The sequence below is a fragment of the Ruegeria sp. CDSA077 genome (genome assembly GCF_059612265.1).
On record NZ_JBXWQG010000013.1, the window covers coordinates 56163 to 73315 of the forward strand.

A 17153-nucleotide genomic window follows, 5' to 3' on the forward strand; every position below is an offset into this window, starting at 1 on the left:
TGCATCAGGACGCGTCGGCTAGCCCAAAACGGAAAAACTGCTTTCTTTGTTGATCGGGCGCTTGCGGGAATAGAAACCGACGTCGATTGTGCGTCCAATATAGGGCAGTTCAAATTGTAGCGGCGCACTGTCATGATCCGCGCCGTCTTCGCAATACCCGATCAGCGCCGTCATCATCTTGCCTGCAATCGGCGCGTTCTTGTACTGATTTCCACTGGATCCGCAGGCCATATAAAAACCGGGAAGGCTGGATTGGTCATAGATTGGAATCCAATCCGTCGACGCATCATACAGGTCCACCACACCGCGGGTCTTGGAAGGAATGCCAAGGCTAGGCACTCTCTGGGCATAGCGCATCGCTTGTGTCGTCCACTGGTCGGTAAAGTCGCGATTATAGGTTACGTCATCTTCGCACCATTGATGTGGGTCGCATTCGGGGTCTTCCGAGCCCACCAGGATGTGGTTGCCATGCTCAGGCCGGCAATAGCAGGCGATATCGCTGTCCGACACGATTGTGCCGTCATTTTCAAAGTCAAACCCCTCGGGCGCAGGGACGTGAACGACCTCTTGGCGCAAGGGGCGGGTCTGAATGGTCATGTCATCCAGAACATCAGCCATCCCATTGATGATGGCCGAACCCGGCCCGGCTACGTTAACCACAACTTTCGCATGAATGTCTTCTCCCGATGCCAGCCTGACACCAGAAACTCGCCCGCCATCAGTCAAAATCTCGACCACTTCGGCCCCGGTTCGCACCTCGGCCCCGTGCTGTCTGGCGGCATCCATCAGGTTCTGTGCGGACAGGGCCGGATCGGTGACATACCCGGCCTGAGGCCAGTAAACGCCGCCTTGCATCTTGCGTCCGTTGGGCTGCCCAAACTCGGGGTCATCCATGCGACGAGCGGGGGCAAAACTGTCCTGCGAATAGACCGGCAGCCGGTCGGTGACCTGTTCGGGGGACCATTCCTCGAACGGGCAATTCAGCGCGGAACTGTTCTTCATGTGTTTTTCCAGCAGCCCGTTCGCCTCGGTTTTCATGACCAGACAGCCGGTTTCGCGGAATTGGGCCAGATCGGCGCCTTGCGGTAGGCCAAGATACTCGGCCCAGTCGCGCCAATAATGATAGCCTTCCCAGGCGAATGCCGTGCCGTCAAAGGTGGAATAATGCATCCGGATGATCGCGCAGGACCCGGCGGTTGAGCCATGGCCAACCTGAGCGTTCCGGTCCAGAGATACGGTTTTCCACCCGGCCTTGGCCATTTCGAACGCGATGGCCGCCCCGATCACGCCTGTTCCGATGATGATTGCATCTGGTTGACTCATGATGGCTCTCCTTTCCAGTGATGGCGCGAATAGGCGCTGAATTCTTCTACTTCCTCTGGCCTCGGCTCGACCCCGGTGAAGACATATAGATAATGAGGCACCATTGATATCCGCGTGGACATCGGTTCATTCAGCTGCGCCAGATCGTATCCTATCTGCATGTAATACAGCACGCGCGCACGGGTTTCCGCCTCGACCTCGGAATAGCCAAAGCGGGCAAACATGGCGTGCAGCGCTAGCAACCGTCGCGCGTCAGACTGGTCCAGTGCGCGCCGCACCTTGCCCGATTTGCGCGCCCAGTCGCGCACCGCGAAATCCAGCGCGGTGTCAAACAGGTCGGTATTGACGACACAGCGATGCACATTGCACACCGCACCGGTTATCGTCTTTGCCGGAGCTTCGGCCTGCGCGACCAATGCCGCGGTATTGGTGGCCTGCCACCGTGCCAGAAGAGCATCCAGCAGTTCCTGGCGCGATTTGAAGTACCAATAGAAGGACGACCGAGACACGGCCATCCGTTCCGCCAGATTCATCACCTTGATCTGATCGACCCCGTCCGAGATTAGCACATCCAACGCCACATTCAGCCAGTCGTCGCGCGTGACCTTGATATTGCCGATCAGCGGTTCAGCTTCCGGATCGTCCCGGTGCAGGATGGGTTTCGTATTCATTTAACTCTCCGGCGGCGCGCCGCCCTCTTCGGTACGTTTGGCAATAAAGTCTTTCAGCGCGCCAATCTGGTCGCTGTTTTGCTCAGGTGGCTGAAAATTGGCCAAGATTTCCTTCCATACACCGGTCGCACGACTGTTTGCGTCCAACGATCCACGCTCGGCCCAGGTGCCGAAATTGGCATAATCATGGACATGCGGTTCATAGAATTCTGTATTGTAGCGTTCCATCGTCTGGCTGGATGCAAAGAAATGTCCGCTGGGCTCAACCTCGCTTAGCGCAGTGCCGAACCCAATTTCAGCCTCGCCAGCCTGCGCCCCGGCGCACAGCTCGGCCACCATGTTCAACACTTCGGCGTCGCAGACCAGTTTTTCAAAGGACACGGTCAATCCGCCCTCTAGCCATCCCGCCGAGTGAATGATCACCGTCGCCCCTGCCATCAGGCACCCCCACAGGCCAAACTGGTTTTCATTTGCCGCCTGCACATCATTGATGTTTGAAGCCGACCCCGCAGCCGAGCGCCACGGCAGGCCCAGATGCCGCGCCAACTGCCCGGCCGCCAGTGAGGCCTGAAAATGCGAGGGCGTTCCAAAGGCCGGAGCACCGGATTTCATATCCACATTGCTGGTGAAAGTGCCATAGCACACCGGCGCGCCGGGCTTGGCCAGTTGGGTCAGGGTCAGCGCGGCCAGAGCCTCGGCATGGGACAGGGTAATGGCCCCCGCCACCGTGATCGGGGCCATCGCGCCCATCAGCGTGAAGGGCGTGATGATCGACATCTGCCCGTGCCGAGCAAAGTCGATCAGCCCCTGCGCCATCGGAATGTCCAGCGTGCGCGGGCTGTTCGTGTTGATGATCGTATAGCTGTGCGGGTGGGTCCTAAATTCGTCATCCGACAGGCCCCGCGCGGTCGTCAGCATCTCAAAGCAATCCATCACCTGCGGCGTCCCGCGTGAGAAGAAGAACGGGAACTTATCCGTCAGCTCCATCTGCGCCTGCGTGGTGAAATAGTGCCGCAGAGGGGTCGGCACATCCTGCGGTTCGACCTGCGGCGAGATCATTTGAAAGACGTCGAAATGATGGGTGAGTTTCAGGAACTCCAGATAATCCTGCCCCGTCGCCGGGCGACGTCCGCGCTCCAGATCGGTGGCATTGGGGGCCCCTGCCCCCGGTTGAAACACAAGGCTACCCAGCTCCAGCGTGAAATCCCGATGCGACGCACCGGCTCGGCAGGTGATGGATTTCGGGGCCGAGGCAACGGCGGCCTCGACCATGTCGCGACCAATAAAAACCATTTCGCTATCGACATCCACGCGCGCGCCAGCTTTGGCAAAAATGCTCCGCGCCTCAGGCAGCAGCACCTTGATGCCCAACTCTTGCAACAAACGCAGCGCGGTTTCGTGCATGTCAGCGATCTGATCCGCCGGAAACACCTCCATCACCGGGAATGGATTCCTCAGCTGGCGGTAGTCGACCTTGCGGTTGGTCGCAGGCGCGGCATCAGCGCCACGCCCTCGCCTTCGTCGTCCACGTTCGGGGTTGGTCATTGTCAGCCCCGCATCGCTTTGCCCTGCGGATCATAGGGCGACTGCGCAATCACCCGCGCAGGTCGTTCAACCCCAACCACATGGACAGACAGTTCAGTGCCTGGTGCGGCCTTGTCACGATTGACCAGCGCCATCGCCAGGGACTTGCCGGTGTAGTGGCCATAGCCGCCCGAGGTGACAAAACCCACGTGCTCTGCCCCTGACCAGACAGGTTCGTATCCGCTGGTATCTGCGTCCAGAGCATCAACCTCAAGCGTCACCTGAACCTGCGCAGGACCATTGCCATCGCGTTCGGACAAGGCGGCCTCTTTACCGACGAAATCCTTGTCCCAATCGATCCAGCGATCCATACCTGTCATGCCCGGCGTGTAAAGCTGAGTGAATTCAGCGGACCAGATGCCAAAGCTCTTCTCAAGCCGCGTGGACAGCATCGCGTTGAACCCACATTCACGAATGCCCTCATCAGCCCCGGCCTCAAGCAACATCCGACGCAGCTTGATGTGATCGCCATAGCGGCAGTTGATCTCATAGCCTTTTTCACCTGTGACTGACATGCGCGCAACGCGAGCCCTGACAAGACCGATATCAAAATCACCACAGCCCATGAATTTCAGGCCCGAGACGTCCTGCTCGGCCAGTTTTTCGATTACCTCCTGCGATTTCGGCCCGACCAGACCGAACCCGCAATACTCCTCGCCCAGATCGCGAACCTCGACTCCGTCGATCATATGATCGTCGAACCAGCGCATATGCCAGGCGCGCAGGTAATAGCTGCCCATGATCCACCAGGTGCCATCGCCCCAATTCAGAACGGTCAGATCCCCTTTTAGCCGCCCATTCTCACCTAGCATTGGTGCCAACTTGGCCCGTCCCGGCGCGGGCAGTTTCGAAGCCATCACGCGATCCAGCCACAACTCGGCATTTGGCCCGGTGACCTCGAACCGGGAAAAGCCAGAGATGTCCATCAGGCCGACGCCCTCGCGGATCACCTTGCATTCCTTGGCCACGATATCATGCGCGTTGGATCGCTTGAGGGTCGGCGTTTCTTCGAACCCTTTCGGCGCGAAGTACAGCGGCACCTCAAGGTCCCAGCTGACACCCCATTTGCATCCCGCTTCAGTCATCGCGTCATGAGCTGGCGCCATCTTCAGCGGACGACCGGCAGGCAGCTGTTCATTCGGATAAGTCATCACGAAACGGCGGGAATAGAATTGCCCGGTGGTTTCACGGATATAGCGTTTGTTCTGGGCAAAACCGCCATAGCGGGCAATGTCCATCGGCCATGCATCGGCCTCGGGCTCGCCATGGATCATCCACTCAGCCAGCGTTTTGCCAACGCCGCCGCCCTGCAGGAACCCGGCCATGACAGCGCAGGCGGTCCAATACCCGCGCTTGCCTGGAACCGGCCCGACCAGCGGGTTACCATCAGGCGAGAATGTAAACGCCCCGTTGACCCAGGTTTTGATGCCGACATTCTGGATCGACGGATAGCGTTCAAAGCCCAGCGTCAGTTCATTCTCAATCCGGTCAAGCTGCTCCTGAAACAGTTCCTCGCCATAATTCCACGGCGCGCCGTCCATGGCCCAATGTTCATGGTCGACCTCATAGATACCGACCAGAACACCCTTTTGGTCTTGCCGCATATAGGTGAACCCCTCGAGGTCCACGGTCATTGGCATCTCAAAATCCGCCGCCGCCACTTCGGGCACTGTATCCGTGATCAGATAGTGATGTTTCAGCGGCGACACTGGCAGCTCAACCCCCGCCATGCGCCCGACCTGCTTGGCCCAAAGCCCCGCGGCATTGACCACGTGCTCGCAAGTTATAGTGCCCCTGTCCGTCACGACCTGCCAGCCATCATCGGTCTGGATCAATTCCTCGACCTTCGTCTCCTCGTAATACTCGGCACCGCGTTTCTTGGCGGCGGTTGCATAGGCCTGAACCGTACCGGTCGTGTCGATATAGCCCTCTCGATCGGCCCACATCGCGCCCAGAACGCCGTCAGTCGACATGATGGGACAGCGCTTTTGCGCCTCTTGTGGAGTCAGCAATTCGCAGTCTTCGATACCGATAGACTGGAAGATACGATAGTTGGCCTGCAGCCACTCCCACCGCTCGGGCGTTCCAGCCAAAGTCAGACCACCGGTCATGTGCAGGCCGATATTCTGCCCGGATTCCTTTTCGATCTCGCTGAGAAGGTCGATTGTATAGGCCTGCAGCGATGCCATGTTCGGATCCGCGTTCAGCGCGTGAATACCGCCCGCCGCGTGCCAGGACGATCCCGACGCCAACCGCCGCCGTTCCAGCATGACCACATCTGACCAGCCGAATTTGGCCAAGTGATACAGAACCGAGGCACCAACAACGCCGCCACCGATGACCACAACGCGATACTGAGATTTCATTATGCTCTCCTCTGCATGACTCGAGGGAGACGCTAGTGATACTGTTCACACCTGTCTAGACATTTCTGTACAGTGCAAGTGAGCAAGTTCAGACAGCTCAATTTCAACGCCTTAAAAGCTGTGCGCTTGGACGCGAAGCAATCTTGTCAAACCATGATAATGTGGCGGTATTTTCCTGTGGAATCCGCATCTTGATCACGCGGGCAAAGTCAACGAACACAAAGGTCGAGATATCGGCCAGCGTGAACTCAGCCCCCGCAACAAACGCACTATCTTTCAGCCGCGTTTCAAGCAAATCGAAAAACCGGCCAACCCGGTCCATGCCACGCTGTGCCAGCTCGGGTATCTGCGCATAGTTCGCCGGGCCCGGAACCGCCCGATCCTTGAACGCGGGATGGGTGTTGCGCAGAGCCTCAGCAATAGGCACTCCACCCTGCTGCTCGACAATGCTGTTCCACATCAGGACCAGCCCCTTTTCATCTGGTGTACGTCCCATCAAAGGTGGTTCGGGAAAGCGCGCCTCAAGATAGGCGGCAATGCCCAAGTTTTCGGACAGCGTTGCGCCCTCATCCGTCACCAGAACAGGGATCGTCGCATTGGGGTTTACTGCAAGGAAAGCGTCATCCAACTGTTCCGCCTTTGCAATCGAGATATTGCGCGTTTCAATCTCCAGCCCTTTTTCTGCGATGAACATGCGCGCGCGGCGCGGGTTTGGAGCGGTCGTGCAATCATAGAAAAGCATTTGGCAACCCTTTCGCACTCAGCGGCGGTAGATGAAACAACGTCCGTCTACCGCATGCTCAGGCAAGGGCATCTCGGTCAGGTTTTCGAAATACATCCGGTCGCTGGACACCATCAGCCCACCTTCTGCCAACAACGGTTCTATCAGGGGGGAAACCAACCGCGCGAAAGCATCGTTCTTGTCCCTGTTATGGCCGCCAAGATCCGCATGGATCAAACTGGCCGTCGCCCCAAACCGTTCCAGCGCCGCAGGCAGAGTCTCACGCACATCCCCCAGAATCACCAGATCCTCGGGCGGGGTAGAGTCCGGATGAGAGGCCACGGCGCGCTCGAACACATAGACCGGGCGGTTCTGAATATACTGAACCATGTGGTGATAGGTGCGGCCGTTGCCCAATCCCAGCTCGAACACCGGACCGGACATGGTGCTTGTCTGTGCAATGGCATGGTCCAGGCAGGCACGCTGCGACACCATACGGTCGATGAACAGGTCAAGACGGCTTTGGGGATCGGGCACTGGGAAATCTCTCCTTGATATTTGACGACACATAACCTGTGACCGACATCGCATGTGATGACAAATCCTCAAGGCATTGTGTAGGCAAATCGGCCTCAGTTTCACGTTTTCGCGACATTTCACCCTAAGAACGGGTTTGACTATACAGGCACAACCGCGCGAAACTGCGACAAAAAACACAGGGAGTTGATCAAGCCTATGCCGAGCTACGGCCTAACGGGTGGAATACCCGCATGACTGCGTTGTTGTCTGTCCGAGACCTCAGCATCGGATTTGGTGCCGGAGAGTCTGTGGTTCAAGGCGTCAACTTCGACGTCGAAGCGGGACAGACACTTGCGCTTGTGGGTGAATCAGGGTCGGGGAAAACGATCTCATGCCGGGCTGCGTTGCGCATTCTTCCCCGAGCAGCCCAAATTCGAAGCGGCACGATTACTCTGAATGATTCCAAAGGCATGGAGGAACTGACCCAGATCAGCGAGCGTCAGATGCGCGGCATTCGCGGCAATCGGATCTCGATGATATTTCAAGAGCCGATGCGCTCGCTCTCTCCCCTGCACAAAATTGGCAATCAGGTCAGCGAAGTTCTTTGGCTGCATCGCAATGCCTCCGAGGCACAGGCCCGCAAAACGGTTCTGGAACAGTTCGAACGCGTGGGTTTTCCAGACCCTCAGCGCGCATATGATTCTTACCCGTTCGAGCTGTCCGGCGGGATGCGCCAACGCGCCATGATCGCTATGGCCATGGTTTCCAAACCGGAATTACTGATCGCGGACGAGCCGACGACAGCATTGGACGTTACGACACAGGCCCAGGTGCTGGGGCTGATCAAAGAGCTTCAGCGTGAAACGGGAATGGCACTGATCCTTGTGACCCATGATTTGGGGGTCGTCGCCAATATGGCCGAACAGGTCGTGGTCATGCACAAAGGCCGCGTGATGGAGGCTGGAGCTGCGGCACCGATCCTGACCAGCCCTGCTCACCCCTATACCCAACAGTTGTTCAACGCCGCGCCCGAGATTCCGGATCAGGACGCGGTCGGCATCCCGATGCCCGACGAAGATCTGATCCTTCAGATGAAGGCCGTGTCGAAAACCTATACGATGCGATCCAGCAAGGGCTGGCAGGGCGAACGCCTGATCCATGCCTGCCGCGGAGTCGATCTGAACCTCGCGCGCGGCAAGACGCTGGCGATCGTCGGCGAAAGCGGCTCGGGCAAAACTACGGCCGCCCGCATCGCACTAGGGGCTGAGCCGCCTGATCCGGGCGGAGAGGTTCTGTTTCGAACCTCCCCCGATGAAAAAGCGATCACCGTTCACAAGATGACCCGGACCCAGCGCACCGCGTTTCAGCGCAAGGCGCAGATGGTGTTTCAGGATCCCTACAGCTCTCTCAGCCCTCGCATGCGCATTCAGGATGCGATGACCGAACCGTTGGAGATTCACCGTATCGGATCGACCGCCGAGCAGCGCGAAAAAGCGGCCGAGATGCTGACACGTGTTGGCCTGAACGCCGATATGCTGAAACGCTATCCCCATGCTTTTTCCGGCGGCCAAAGACAGCGCCTGTCGATTGCCCGCGCAATGATGCTCGACCCTCAGCTTATTGTCTGTGACGAACCCACTTCGGCTCTGGACGTATCGGTTCAGGAACAAATCCTGACGTTGCTGGAACATTTGCAGGACAGCCTGAACTTGTCGTATTTCTTCATCTCGCACGACCTTGCGGTCGTTGCGCGCATTGCCGACGAAGTTGCTGTGATGCGTCGTGGGCTTGTCGTGGAACAGGCCCCGCCCGAGACACTGTTTTACAACCCTCGTCACCCTTACACCAAAGCACTGATTGCTGCGCAGCCAGAGCCCGACATCAACCGCCCCATCGACCTGAATTTGGTTGCTTTGGGTGCTGGTTCACCTGACAGTTGGGATGACGCCTTCCGATTTACCGACTCCGTGGTACCTTCATTGGTAGAGATGGAGCCCGGCCATAAGGTACGATGCCATGTTTAAGACCACTCGCCCGCTGTTACTGGCCGTTGCGCTGGCCGCAACATGGGCCCTGCCCGCCACGGCAGACATGCCCGAGCTGCAAGAAAGTACTTTCTGGGAAACCGAAGTGAATGCGGGGAACCTTCCCCCCATACAGGACCGAATTCCCGCCGAACCCCTGATTGTGGATCTTGCTGCAAAAGGCAGGGAATTCGGCAAACAGGGCGGCACTTTGCGCACAATGATTACTCGGTCCAAAGACATCCGGCAGATGGTGGTTTACGGATATGCCCGCCTTGTTGGCTTCGACCAGACCTATCAGGTCGTTCCAGACCTACTTGAATCCTTCCAGAACGACGACAACCGCAAATACACCCTCAACCTCCGTGAAGGTCACAAATGGTCGAATGGCTCTCCGTTCACTTCCGAGGACTTCCGATACTGGTGGGAGGATGTGGCGAATAACGAACTGCTCAGCCCGTCGGGACCACCGGATTTTCTGATCGTCGAAGGCAAGACTCCGACCGTGACATTCCCCGATGAAACGACCGTTGTGTTTGAATGGGAAGATCCCAACCCCGGCTTCCTGCAGGCTCTGGCACAAGCGCGCCCGCCTTTCATCTACCGCCCTTCCGAGTTCCTGAAACAGTACCACGAGAAATACGCTGACGCAGAAAAGCTTGCCTTTCAGGTTGAAGATGCCCGCGTCAAAAGCTGGGCGGCTTTACACAACAAACTCGACAACCTTTACAAGTTTGACAACCACGAGTTGCCAACTTTGCAGCCCTGGTTGAATGCAAGTTCGGGCAAAAAGATCCGTCACAACTTTGTTCGCAATCCCTATTTTCATCGCATCGATAGCCATGGGGTGCAGCTTCCCTATATCGACGTGGTCGAGATGGAGATCGTGGCCGGGGGTCTGGTTGCCGCAAAAACCAATGCTGGCGAATCCGATCTACAGGGGCGCGGACTGGCGTTCCGCGACGCTTCGATCTTGAAAAAAGGCGAGGCTGGTGGAGACTACAAAACCTTGCTGTGGAAAACCGGGGTTGCCTCACAGATCGCGATTTACCCCAATCTGAACTACGAAGACGAAGCATGGCGTACCGTTTTGCGTGACGCGCGTGTTCGCCGCGCGCTGTCTCTGGCAATCGACCGCAAAACGATAAATCAGGCGCTGTATTTCAAACTGGCCCATCCCGCCGCGATGTCGGTCTTGCCCGCTTCGCCCTTCTTCAACGAAGAAAACGCAAAGGCATGGGCACAGTACGACATCGAATTGGCGAATGCGCTGCTGGACGAGGCCGGCCTGACCGAACGTGACAAGAACGGCACGCGGCTGTTGCCGGATGGCCGCCCGATGGAACTGGTCATCGAAACTGCAGGTGAGCGGCAAGAGGTCGAAAACGCCTTGCAAATCGTCACGGACACATGGCGCGACATTGGCGTCGATCTTATTATGCGCCCATTGGACAGGGACATTCTGCGCAACCGGGTGTTTGCCGGCAGCACAATGGCGTCGGTCTGGTTCGGCTGGGATGACGGCATCCCGCAACACCACACCTCACCAGCTTATCTTGCCCCTACCGATCAGGTGTTTTTGGCCTGGCCAAAATGGGGGCAGTACTATCAGACCGGAGGCGATGTTGGCGAGAAACCCGATATGCCTGAGGCCGAGCGCCTGATGGAACTGGCCCATAACTGGGAGGTCGCCTCGACTGATGAGGAACGCAAGGCCGCATGGGATGAGATGCTGAAAATCCACGCTGACCAACTTTATGCCATTGGCATTCTGAACGGTGCGCCTCAGCCTATCGTCGTATCGAACCGCCTGCGCAACGTCCCCGAGCAGGCCATGTGGGCCTGGGAACCCGGCGCACATTTCGGCATTCACCGGCCGGACGAATTCTTTTTCGCCGACTGATCAGGAGCAGCCACATGGTCATGCTGCGCTATGCAGTCTATCGCTTTTTCACGATGCTGCTGACCCTTCTTGTGGTGTCGGTTCTGGTATTCGTGATTATCAACCTGCCCCCGGGCGACTATCTCAGCAATCAGATCGCGGAACTGCAGGCGTCCGGACAATCGGCGGGTGTGGCCAAGGCAGAATTCCTGCGCGCGGAATATGCGCTGGATCGCCCCATGTGGGAGCAATATCTGATCTGGATCGGTTTCTGGCCCGGCCCGCATGGGTTCGATGGGCTGGTGCAAGGCAACTACGGCTGGTCCTTTGAATTTGACCGCCCGGTCGCAGAAATCGTGGGCGACACGCTGTGGCTGACCGTCGTGGTCAATCTGGCCGCCATCCTGTTCGTATATGCGGTGGCCTTGCCACTGGGTGTCCTTGCAGCCGCGAAGTCGCGGACCTGGATCGACTATACCTCGGCCTTTGTGGGCTATTTGGGTCTGGCAACGCCGAACTTTCTACTGGCACTGATCCTGTTCTACTATGGGCACCGCTATTTCAACCTACCAATCGGAGGCCTGATGGACCCGTCCTTTGAAGGGCTGCCGATGAGTTGGGAAAAGCTGAAGTCCATCCTCGTCCATTTGATCGTACCGACCTTTGTGATCGGCACATCTGGCGCTTCGGCGATGATGCAGCGGCTGCGGGCGAATATGCTGGATGAATTGGGCAAGCCCTATGTGGAAACCGCCATTGCCAAAGGCATGGCCCCGTCGCGGATGCTGACCAAATACCCGCTGCGCGTGGCCTTCAACCCCTTTGTCGCGGATATCGGAAACCTGCTGCCTTCGATGGTCTCCGGCTCAGTTCTGGTATCGGTTGTTCTGGGCCTTCAGACGATCGGCCCGACATTGCTGACGGCGCTGAAGACGCAGGATCAGTTCCTATCCGCCTTCATCCTTATGTTCGTGGCCTTGCTGACGCTGATCGGTACGATGATCTCTGACATTCTGCTGGTCATGCTGGATCCGCGCATCCGATATGAGGGGCGTGAAGCATGACCCAACACCCTGATGGTCGCTATGTCGACGACGCCCCATTCGATCCCGATGCCGCCCTGCAACAGCTTGAGCGCGCTGATCTGGATGCTCCGAACTGGATTCTGGTCTGGCGCAAATTCCGAACCCACAAGCTGGGCCTGATCTCCGGCGTCTTCCTGTTGCTGTGCTATCTCATGCTGCCCTTTGCGGGTTTCATCGCGCCTTATGGCCCGAATGAACGTAATGACGAGCACCTCTATGCCCCGCCGCAAAGCATCAACTGGTTCCATGAGGGCGAATTCATCGGCCCCTATGTCTATTCGATGGTGGCCGAGGCGGATCTAGAGACCTTCCAGTGGAAGTTTGTCGCCGACACCGACACCCCGCGGCCAATCAAGTTTTTCTGCGAAGGGGCCGAGTACAAGCTGGCGGGTCTGATCAAGTCGGACACGCATCTGTTCTGCGCGCCTGAAGACGCGACTTTGTTCCTATGGGGGTCGGATCGTCTGGGCCGTGATGTATTCAGCCGTATCCTCTTTGGCGCCCAGCTGTCATTGACAGTGGGTCTGATCGGGATTTCAGTGTCCTTCTTTCTTGGTATCCTGTTCGGCTCGATTGCGGGATATTTTGGCGGCAGAATCGACTGGGTGATTAACCGTATAATCGAAATTCTGCGCTCACTACCTGAATTGCCCCTTTGGCTCGCGCTATCAGCGGCGGTCCCCTCGAATTGGAGCCCGGTCGCGGTATTCTTCATCATCTCAATTATCCTGGGGATTCTCGACTGGCCTGGCCTTGCGCGATCCGTTCGTGCGAAATTCCTATCGTTGCGCGAAGAAGAATACGTACGTGCAGCCGAAATGATGGGAGCAAGCTCGGGCCGGGTGATCCGCAAGCACCTGCTACCCAACTTCATGTCGCACCTGATCGCATCGGCAACCCTGTCGATCCCGGCAATGATCCTGGGCGAAACGGCGCTCAGCTTCCTTGGACTTGGGCTGCGCGCCCCGGCCGTCAGCTGGGGTGTGATGCTGAACGATGCACAGAACCTTGCGTCGATCGAGATCTACCCCTGGACGGCCATCCCGATGCTGCCGATCATTGTCATCGTGCTGGCATTCAACTTTCTGGGTGACGGGCTTCGTGACAGCCTGGATCCATATCAGCAATGACGCTGATATCCGTGCTGCCATCACCCGAAGGGTATCGGACAACCGGCACCGGAGCGCGACCCAGCGTGTATGCAGTCTCCGAACTGGCGACCGCCAGCTTTGCAGCTGTTGGCCAGGAACTGGCACGCCTGATGGGCGCGCTGAACCTGACCCAAAGCCCGCCCGAGATTTTGGTCGATCACCGGTTGGCGTCTCTCTGGTACGGATATTCTTTCAAACCCGATGGCTGGGAAATGCCCAACCTCTGGGACAGTATCGCCGGTGATTACCTTGCCAATGACGGTTGGATCAGATTGCACACGAACCTGCCTCAGCACCGTGCGGCCGCCCTGAAAGTCCTGAAGGTCAAAGGAGATCGGGACGCGGTTACAAAGGCTGTTGCAACTTTGTCGGCGGCCAGTCTTGAAAACGCTATCGTGGCTGAGGGCGGTGTCGCAGCCGCCATGCGCAACCGCGGGGAATGGCAGGATCATCCACAGGGGCGCGCGGTTTCACGAGATCCGCTGATCGGGTGGCACAAACCCCGACAAATTACGCTCCGCAATCGGCCACAGGCAACGGCCAAGCGCCCGCTGGCAGGTCTGCGCGTGCTTGATCTGACCCGCGTTCTGGCCGGTCCGGTTTCAACTAGAACTCTGGCGGGGTTCGGGGCAGAGGTTCTGCGCATTGATCCTCCGGACTGGGACGAGCCGGGTGTGATCCCGGATATTTCTCTGGGTAAGCGCTGTGCCTATCTGGACCTGAAATCCCCCGCAGGGATCGAGTTGCTACACGGCTTGCTGACCCAGGCGGATGTCTTCATTCACGGCTATCGCCCTGGCGCATTGGACGCGCTGGGCCTCACCCAAGCCAAACGGGAGGAGCTTGCCCCGAACAGAGTAGAAGTCACACTGAATGCCTATGGCTGGCAAGGCCCATGGTCTTCGCGGCGCGGATTTGACAGCCTCGTACAGATGAGCAGCGGGATTGCCGATGCAGGTCGGTTATGGGCCGGTGCAGACAAGCCGACACCCCTGCCGGTGCAGGCGCTGGACCACGCGACTGGATATCTGATGGCTGCCGCCGTCCTGTCAGCATTGTCCGAAGCCGCGAAGGGTGCGCCGATCATGCAGGCCCGATTGTCGCTGGCACGCACGGCTGACCTGCTGACCATTCTAGGCAAGTTCGACACCAAGACAGAAATTGGCGCTTCGGTTCCTGCGGATTTCACGACCAAGACCGAAACCTCTGGATGGGGACCTGGTCACAGGTTGAAGCCCGCGCTCTCGGTTGGTCCGGCCCAGATGTCGTGGGACCTGCCCGCAAGCAAGCTGGGCACGTCGAGCGCCACCTGGTCATAGCCCTACGCCTACGCCCTCGCCGGCAGCCGCGCGGTCCGGCCCAACGCTTTGGAAGGGGTCTCGTCAGAGACGCAGCCCAAAGAGGCGGGAGCGGTCCCTAGCGGTCGTCGCCTCCAGGACCGATATCGTCCAGATAATCCTCGTCGATGGCCGCATGCACTGCACCGGTCACCGCTTCGCGTTCCTGCGGTGTCAGGTTTTCGGCCTCTTTTCCGTCGGCAAGCCTGACGGTCACCTCACGATGAGCAAACTTGATCCCTTCGCGAGCAAACAATTCGCGGATATCCTGATAGACCTTCTTACGCACCAGCCACTGATCGCCCGGCTTGGTCATGAACTTGACCCGAATGATCATCGCCGAATCCTGCATTTCGATCACGCCCTGCGATTTCAACGGCTGGATAAAATTATCCCCAATCACCGGATCGCTCAAAAGCTCTTGGCCCAAATTCTTGATGAGTTTCCGCACTTTTTCGACATCGGTGTCATAGGTCACCCGCAGGGGCAACTTCATGATCACCCAATCACGCGAATAGTTAGTAAGAACCTTGATTTCGCCAAAGGGGATCGTATTCAGTGCGCCCAGATGGTGCCGCAACTGGAACGACCGGACCGAGATTTTCTCGACCGTCCCCTTCACATCGCCAATGTCGATATATTCGCCTTTGCGGAAGGCATCATCCATCAGGAAGAACGCGCCCGAGAAGATATCCCGGACAAGCGTTTGCGACCCGAACCCAACGGCCAGACCCACGACACCGGCACCGGCGAACAGCGGGCTGACATTGATACCCAATTCCATCAGGACAATCAGAACGATGGTCACAACAACAACCGCCAGAATTGCGCCGCGGAACAACGGCAGCAGTGTCGCAAGACGGCTTTGCCCGCCTTCCCCGCCCTCGTCGCCCAGTTCAACCTCTCCACCGGCTACGTCTTCTTCCTCAGCAATCTTGGTATCAATCCAGACACGAAAGAAATGGAACAAGATATAGCCCATGAACAGGATAACCATCACGTCCAGAGCCCGTTCAATAGGCAGGTCTTCGCTCCAGCTTGCGTCCGGATTCCATATTACGACCAGAGCATATAACCCGACGACAAATGCCAGGATGCCGGCCACACGTCGCGCCAGATCCTCATAGGTGACGATCGAGTGCTTTCTCTTTTCAGCTTGCGGGGTTTGGGGAATCTCATCCTCTTCAACGCCGGCGCCAGTCTCTGTGTTCAGCTCTTCAATCTGGCGATTGCGGACGAAGTAGCGTTCAAGCAGATAGTTCATCGCGCCATAGGCAATGACCACAGACATGAAGATGGCATAGCTGCTGGCAACAATCGGAATGGAATTCTCGTTCTCAAGCACCAGATCAACAGCCAGTTTGAACCAGCTGAACACGATATAAACTGCCAAGACCGGAGCCCAGGCAATCGATATCAGGCGCAAAATCCAGGATACCTGTTCCTTTGACCGCCCGCCTCGGATCGCGTTCGAGATGGCGCGCGCGTTGAACAAAATCATCAGAACATTGCCCAAGGCGCCAAACATGGTCAGGCCGCCATAGACCATCGCATAGACATTGTAGTTCAGACCAAAATCCGCAACCCAGGTAGAAAACAATACTACCGAGATATCATATGTCGCGATTGCCGAGGCCCAGACGTAAAGGCGTTTTGCCTCCCGGTCGGAAAAGGGCGGCAGCCGGTACTGACTGAGGTAAGGAGACAACACCATACGCCAAAGATCGGAAACTGTGCGTGCAAGAAAGAATGCCGTAAATATGGCGGTGGTCGTGAACTGAATCGAAAGATCTTCAGCCTCGCCAAAGATCAGATAGCCCACGATCAGGGCCATCAGCATCGCGAAGATCGTGGCCCCAACACCCATGAAAAAGCGAAAGACCAGAAAGGGCATTTTTTCGCGATAGCCCTGCGGATCTTCTTTTGATCGCGCCACCACCAGCCTTTTTGCAAGACGCTTGCCGTAGATTTCTATCGACAGCCAGCGCCCCAGAAGAAGGAAGAGTATATTCCAGCCCAACACTTCGACATAGGTCTGTATTCGGCCGTCCGGGCTGGTCTCTCGCAAAACATACTGCACTTCGAAGATCGAATACGGCAAAGCCTGTAGGCGCGACTCCATCGACTCGCGGAACTTCGAGAACCGCTCTTGCGCCTTCATCAACTGTGACCCTTCGGACATCGGGTCATGGGCGATATCGTCGTGCGTCGAGGCGGTATTGCCACCAGATGAGACAAGCTGACCGGCGCTGTCGATGACGATGACGCTTGCACCCGCTTCGGTGGCTGATCGGATCGCGTCAGCCAGTTCGCTTTCCTTATCTGCTTCAGATGTCGTGCCAGACCCCGAACCATACCCGGGTATAAGCGAAGTCTGCGCCGTCGCTTCCGACCCCAGAGATAGCATAGCCACCCAGACGAACAGGGCCATTGCAGCCAATAGGTTAAATCTCATGAATTCTCGCTTCCGGGTCGCATGTTGTCGCAGGT

General features: G+C 57.6%; 12 protein-coding genes. 5 read left to right on the plus strand and 7 right to left on the minus strand.

Annotated features, from left to right (window positions below; translation table 11 throughout):
* Nucleotides 1-18: 18 nt before the first annotated feature.
* The 6 genes from AC2FLE_RS18365 to AC2FLE_RS18390 all read right to left on the minus strand — a co-directional run bounded on the left by AC2FLE_RS18365 (nucleotide 19) and on the right by AC2FLE_RS18390 (nucleotide 7235).
* Nucleotides 19-1323 (minus strand): NAD(P)/FAD-dependent oxidoreductase, encoded by a 1305-nt coding sequence (locus AC2FLE_RS18365; RefSeq protein ID WP_496698812.1) that lies wholly within the window; start codon nucleotides 1321-1323, stop codon nucleotides 19-21.
* On the minus strand, nucleotides 1320-1994 hold the full coding sequence (locus tag AC2FLE_RS18370) for a TetR/AcrR family transcriptional regulator (RefSeq protein WP_271951552.1): 675 nt from the start codon (nucleotides 1992-1994) through the stop codon (nucleotides 1320-1322). The genes AC2FLE_RS18365 and AC2FLE_RS18370 overlap by 4 nt, the downstream gene beginning before the upstream one ends.
* Entirely contained in the window at nucleotides 1995-3539 is a 1545-nt protein-coding gene (locus AC2FLE_RS18375) for a trimethylamine methyltransferase family protein (RefSeq protein ID WP_496698814.1), read from the minus strand.
* Nucleotides 3540-3541: 2 nt separating this feature from the next.
* Complete coding sequence (locus tag AC2FLE_RS18380) at nucleotides 3542-5944, minus strand: GcvT family protein (protein ID WP_496698816.1); 2403 nt, start codon at nucleotides 5942-5944, stop codon at nucleotides 3542-3544.
* 103 nt (nucleotides 5945-6047) lie between these two features.
* Nucleotides 6048-6686, minus strand: coding sequence for a glutathione S-transferase (locus tag AC2FLE_RS18385; protein WP_496698817.1), 639 nt, complete (start codon nucleotides 6684-6686; stop codon nucleotides 6048-6050).
* 18 nt (nucleotides 6687-6704) lie between these two features.
* A complete protein-coding gene (locus AC2FLE_RS18390; RefSeq protein WP_496698819.1) occupies nucleotides 6705-7235 on the minus strand; it encodes a class I SAM-dependent methyltransferase in 531 nt (176 codons plus the stop codon).
* 200 nt (nucleotides 7236-7435) lie between these two features.
* On the opposite strand from AC2FLE_RS18390, the gene AC2FLE_RS18395 reads away from it, so the two are divergent.
* Genes AC2FLE_RS18395 through AC2FLE_RS18415 form a run of 5 tightly spaced genes read left to right on the plus strand, consistent with a single transcriptional unit; the run spans nucleotide 7436 to nucleotide 14645 of the window.
* Nucleotides 7436-9208 (plus strand): ABC transporter ATP-binding protein, encoded by a 1773-nt coding sequence (locus AC2FLE_RS18395; protein ID WP_496698821.1) that lies wholly within the window; start codon nucleotides 7436-7438, stop codon nucleotides 9206-9208.
* Complete coding sequence (locus AC2FLE_RS18400) at nucleotides 9201-11111, plus strand: ABC transporter substrate-binding protein (RefSeq protein WP_496698823.1); 1911 nt, start codon at nucleotides 9201-9203, stop codon at nucleotides 11109-11111. Before AC2FLE_RS18395 ends, AC2FLE_RS18400 begins: the two co-directional genes overlap by 8 nt.
* Before the next feature lie 14 nt (nucleotides 11112-11125).
* Nucleotides 11126-12154 (plus strand): ABC transporter permease, encoded by a 1029-nt coding sequence (locus tag AC2FLE_RS18405; RefSeq protein WP_271951540.1) that lies wholly within the window; start codon nucleotides 11126-11128, stop codon nucleotides 12152-12154.
* The gene (locus AC2FLE_RS18410; protein WP_142639373.1) at nucleotides 12151-13305 is read left to right on the plus strand and encodes an ABC transporter permease; all 1155 of its coding nucleotides are present in this window, start codon (nucleotides 12151-12153) and stop codon (nucleotides 13303-13305) included. Before AC2FLE_RS18405 ends, AC2FLE_RS18410 begins: the two co-directional genes overlap by 4 nt.
* The gene (locus AC2FLE_RS18415) at nucleotides 13302-14645 is read left to right on the plus strand and encodes a CoA transferase (RefSeq protein WP_496698825.1); all 1344 of its coding nucleotides are present in this window, start codon (nucleotides 13302-13304) and stop codon (nucleotides 14643-14645) included. Before AC2FLE_RS18410 ends, AC2FLE_RS18415 begins: the two co-directional genes overlap by 4 nt.
* Nucleotides 14646-14742: 97 nt before the next feature.
* Here AC2FLE_RS18415 and AC2FLE_RS18420 read toward each other — a convergent pair whose 3' ends face one another.
* A complete protein-coding gene (locus tag AC2FLE_RS18420) occupies nucleotides 14743-17118 on the minus strand; it encodes a mechanosensitive ion channel domain-containing protein (protein ID WP_496698827.1) in 2376 nt (791 codons plus the stop codon).
* Nucleotides 17119-17153: the final 35 nt, after the last annotated feature.

Bases quoted from the DNA above. Each gene is read 5' to 3' on its own strand.
- AC2FLE_RS18365 (WP_496698812.1), bottom strand. From the start codon at position 1,323: ATGAGTCAACCAGATGCAATCATCATCGGAACAGGCGTGATCGGGGCG.
- AC2FLE_RS18370 (WP_271951552.1), bottom strand. From the start codon at position 1,994: ATGAATACGAAACCCATCCTGCACCGGGACGATCCGGAAGCTGAACCG.
- AC2FLE_RS18375 (WP_496698814.1), bottom strand. From the start codon at position 3,539: ATGACCAACCCCGAACGTGGACGACGAAGGCGAGGGCGTGGCGCTGAT.
- AC2FLE_RS18380 (WP_496698816.1), bottom strand. From the start codon at position 5,944: ATGAAATCTCAGTATCGCGTTGTGGTCATCGGTGGCGGCGTTGTTGGT.
- AC2FLE_RS18385 (WP_496698817.1), bottom strand. From the start codon at position 6,686: ATGCTTTTCTATGATTGCACGACCGCTCCAAACCCGCGCCGCGCGCGC.
- AC2FLE_RS18390 (WP_496698819.1), bottom strand. From the start codon at position 7,235: ATGTGTCGTCAAATATCAAGGAGAGATTTCCCAGTGCCCGATCCCCAA.
- AC2FLE_RS18395 (WP_496698821.1), top strand. From the start codon at position 7,436: ATGACTGCGTTGTTGTCTGTCCGAGACCTCAGCATCGGATTTGGTGCC.
- AC2FLE_RS18400 (WP_496698823.1), top strand. From the start codon at position 9,201: ATGTTTAAGACCACTCGCCCGCTGTTACTGGCCGTTGCGCTGGCCGCA.
- AC2FLE_RS18405 (WP_271951540.1), top strand. From the start codon at position 11,126: ATGGTCATGCTGCGCTATGCAGTCTATCGCTTTTTCACGATGCTGCTG.
- AC2FLE_RS18410 (WP_142639373.1), top strand. From the start codon at position 12,151: ATGACCCAACACCCTGATGGTCGCTATGTCGACGACGCCCCATTCGAT.
- AC2FLE_RS18415 (WP_496698825.1), top strand. From the start codon at position 13,302: ATGACGCTGATATCCGTGCTGCCATCACCCGAAGGGTATCGGACAACC.
- AC2FLE_RS18420 (WP_496698827.1), bottom strand. From the start codon at position 17,118: ATGAGATTTAACCTATTGGCTGCAATGGCCCTGTTCGTCTGGGTGGCT.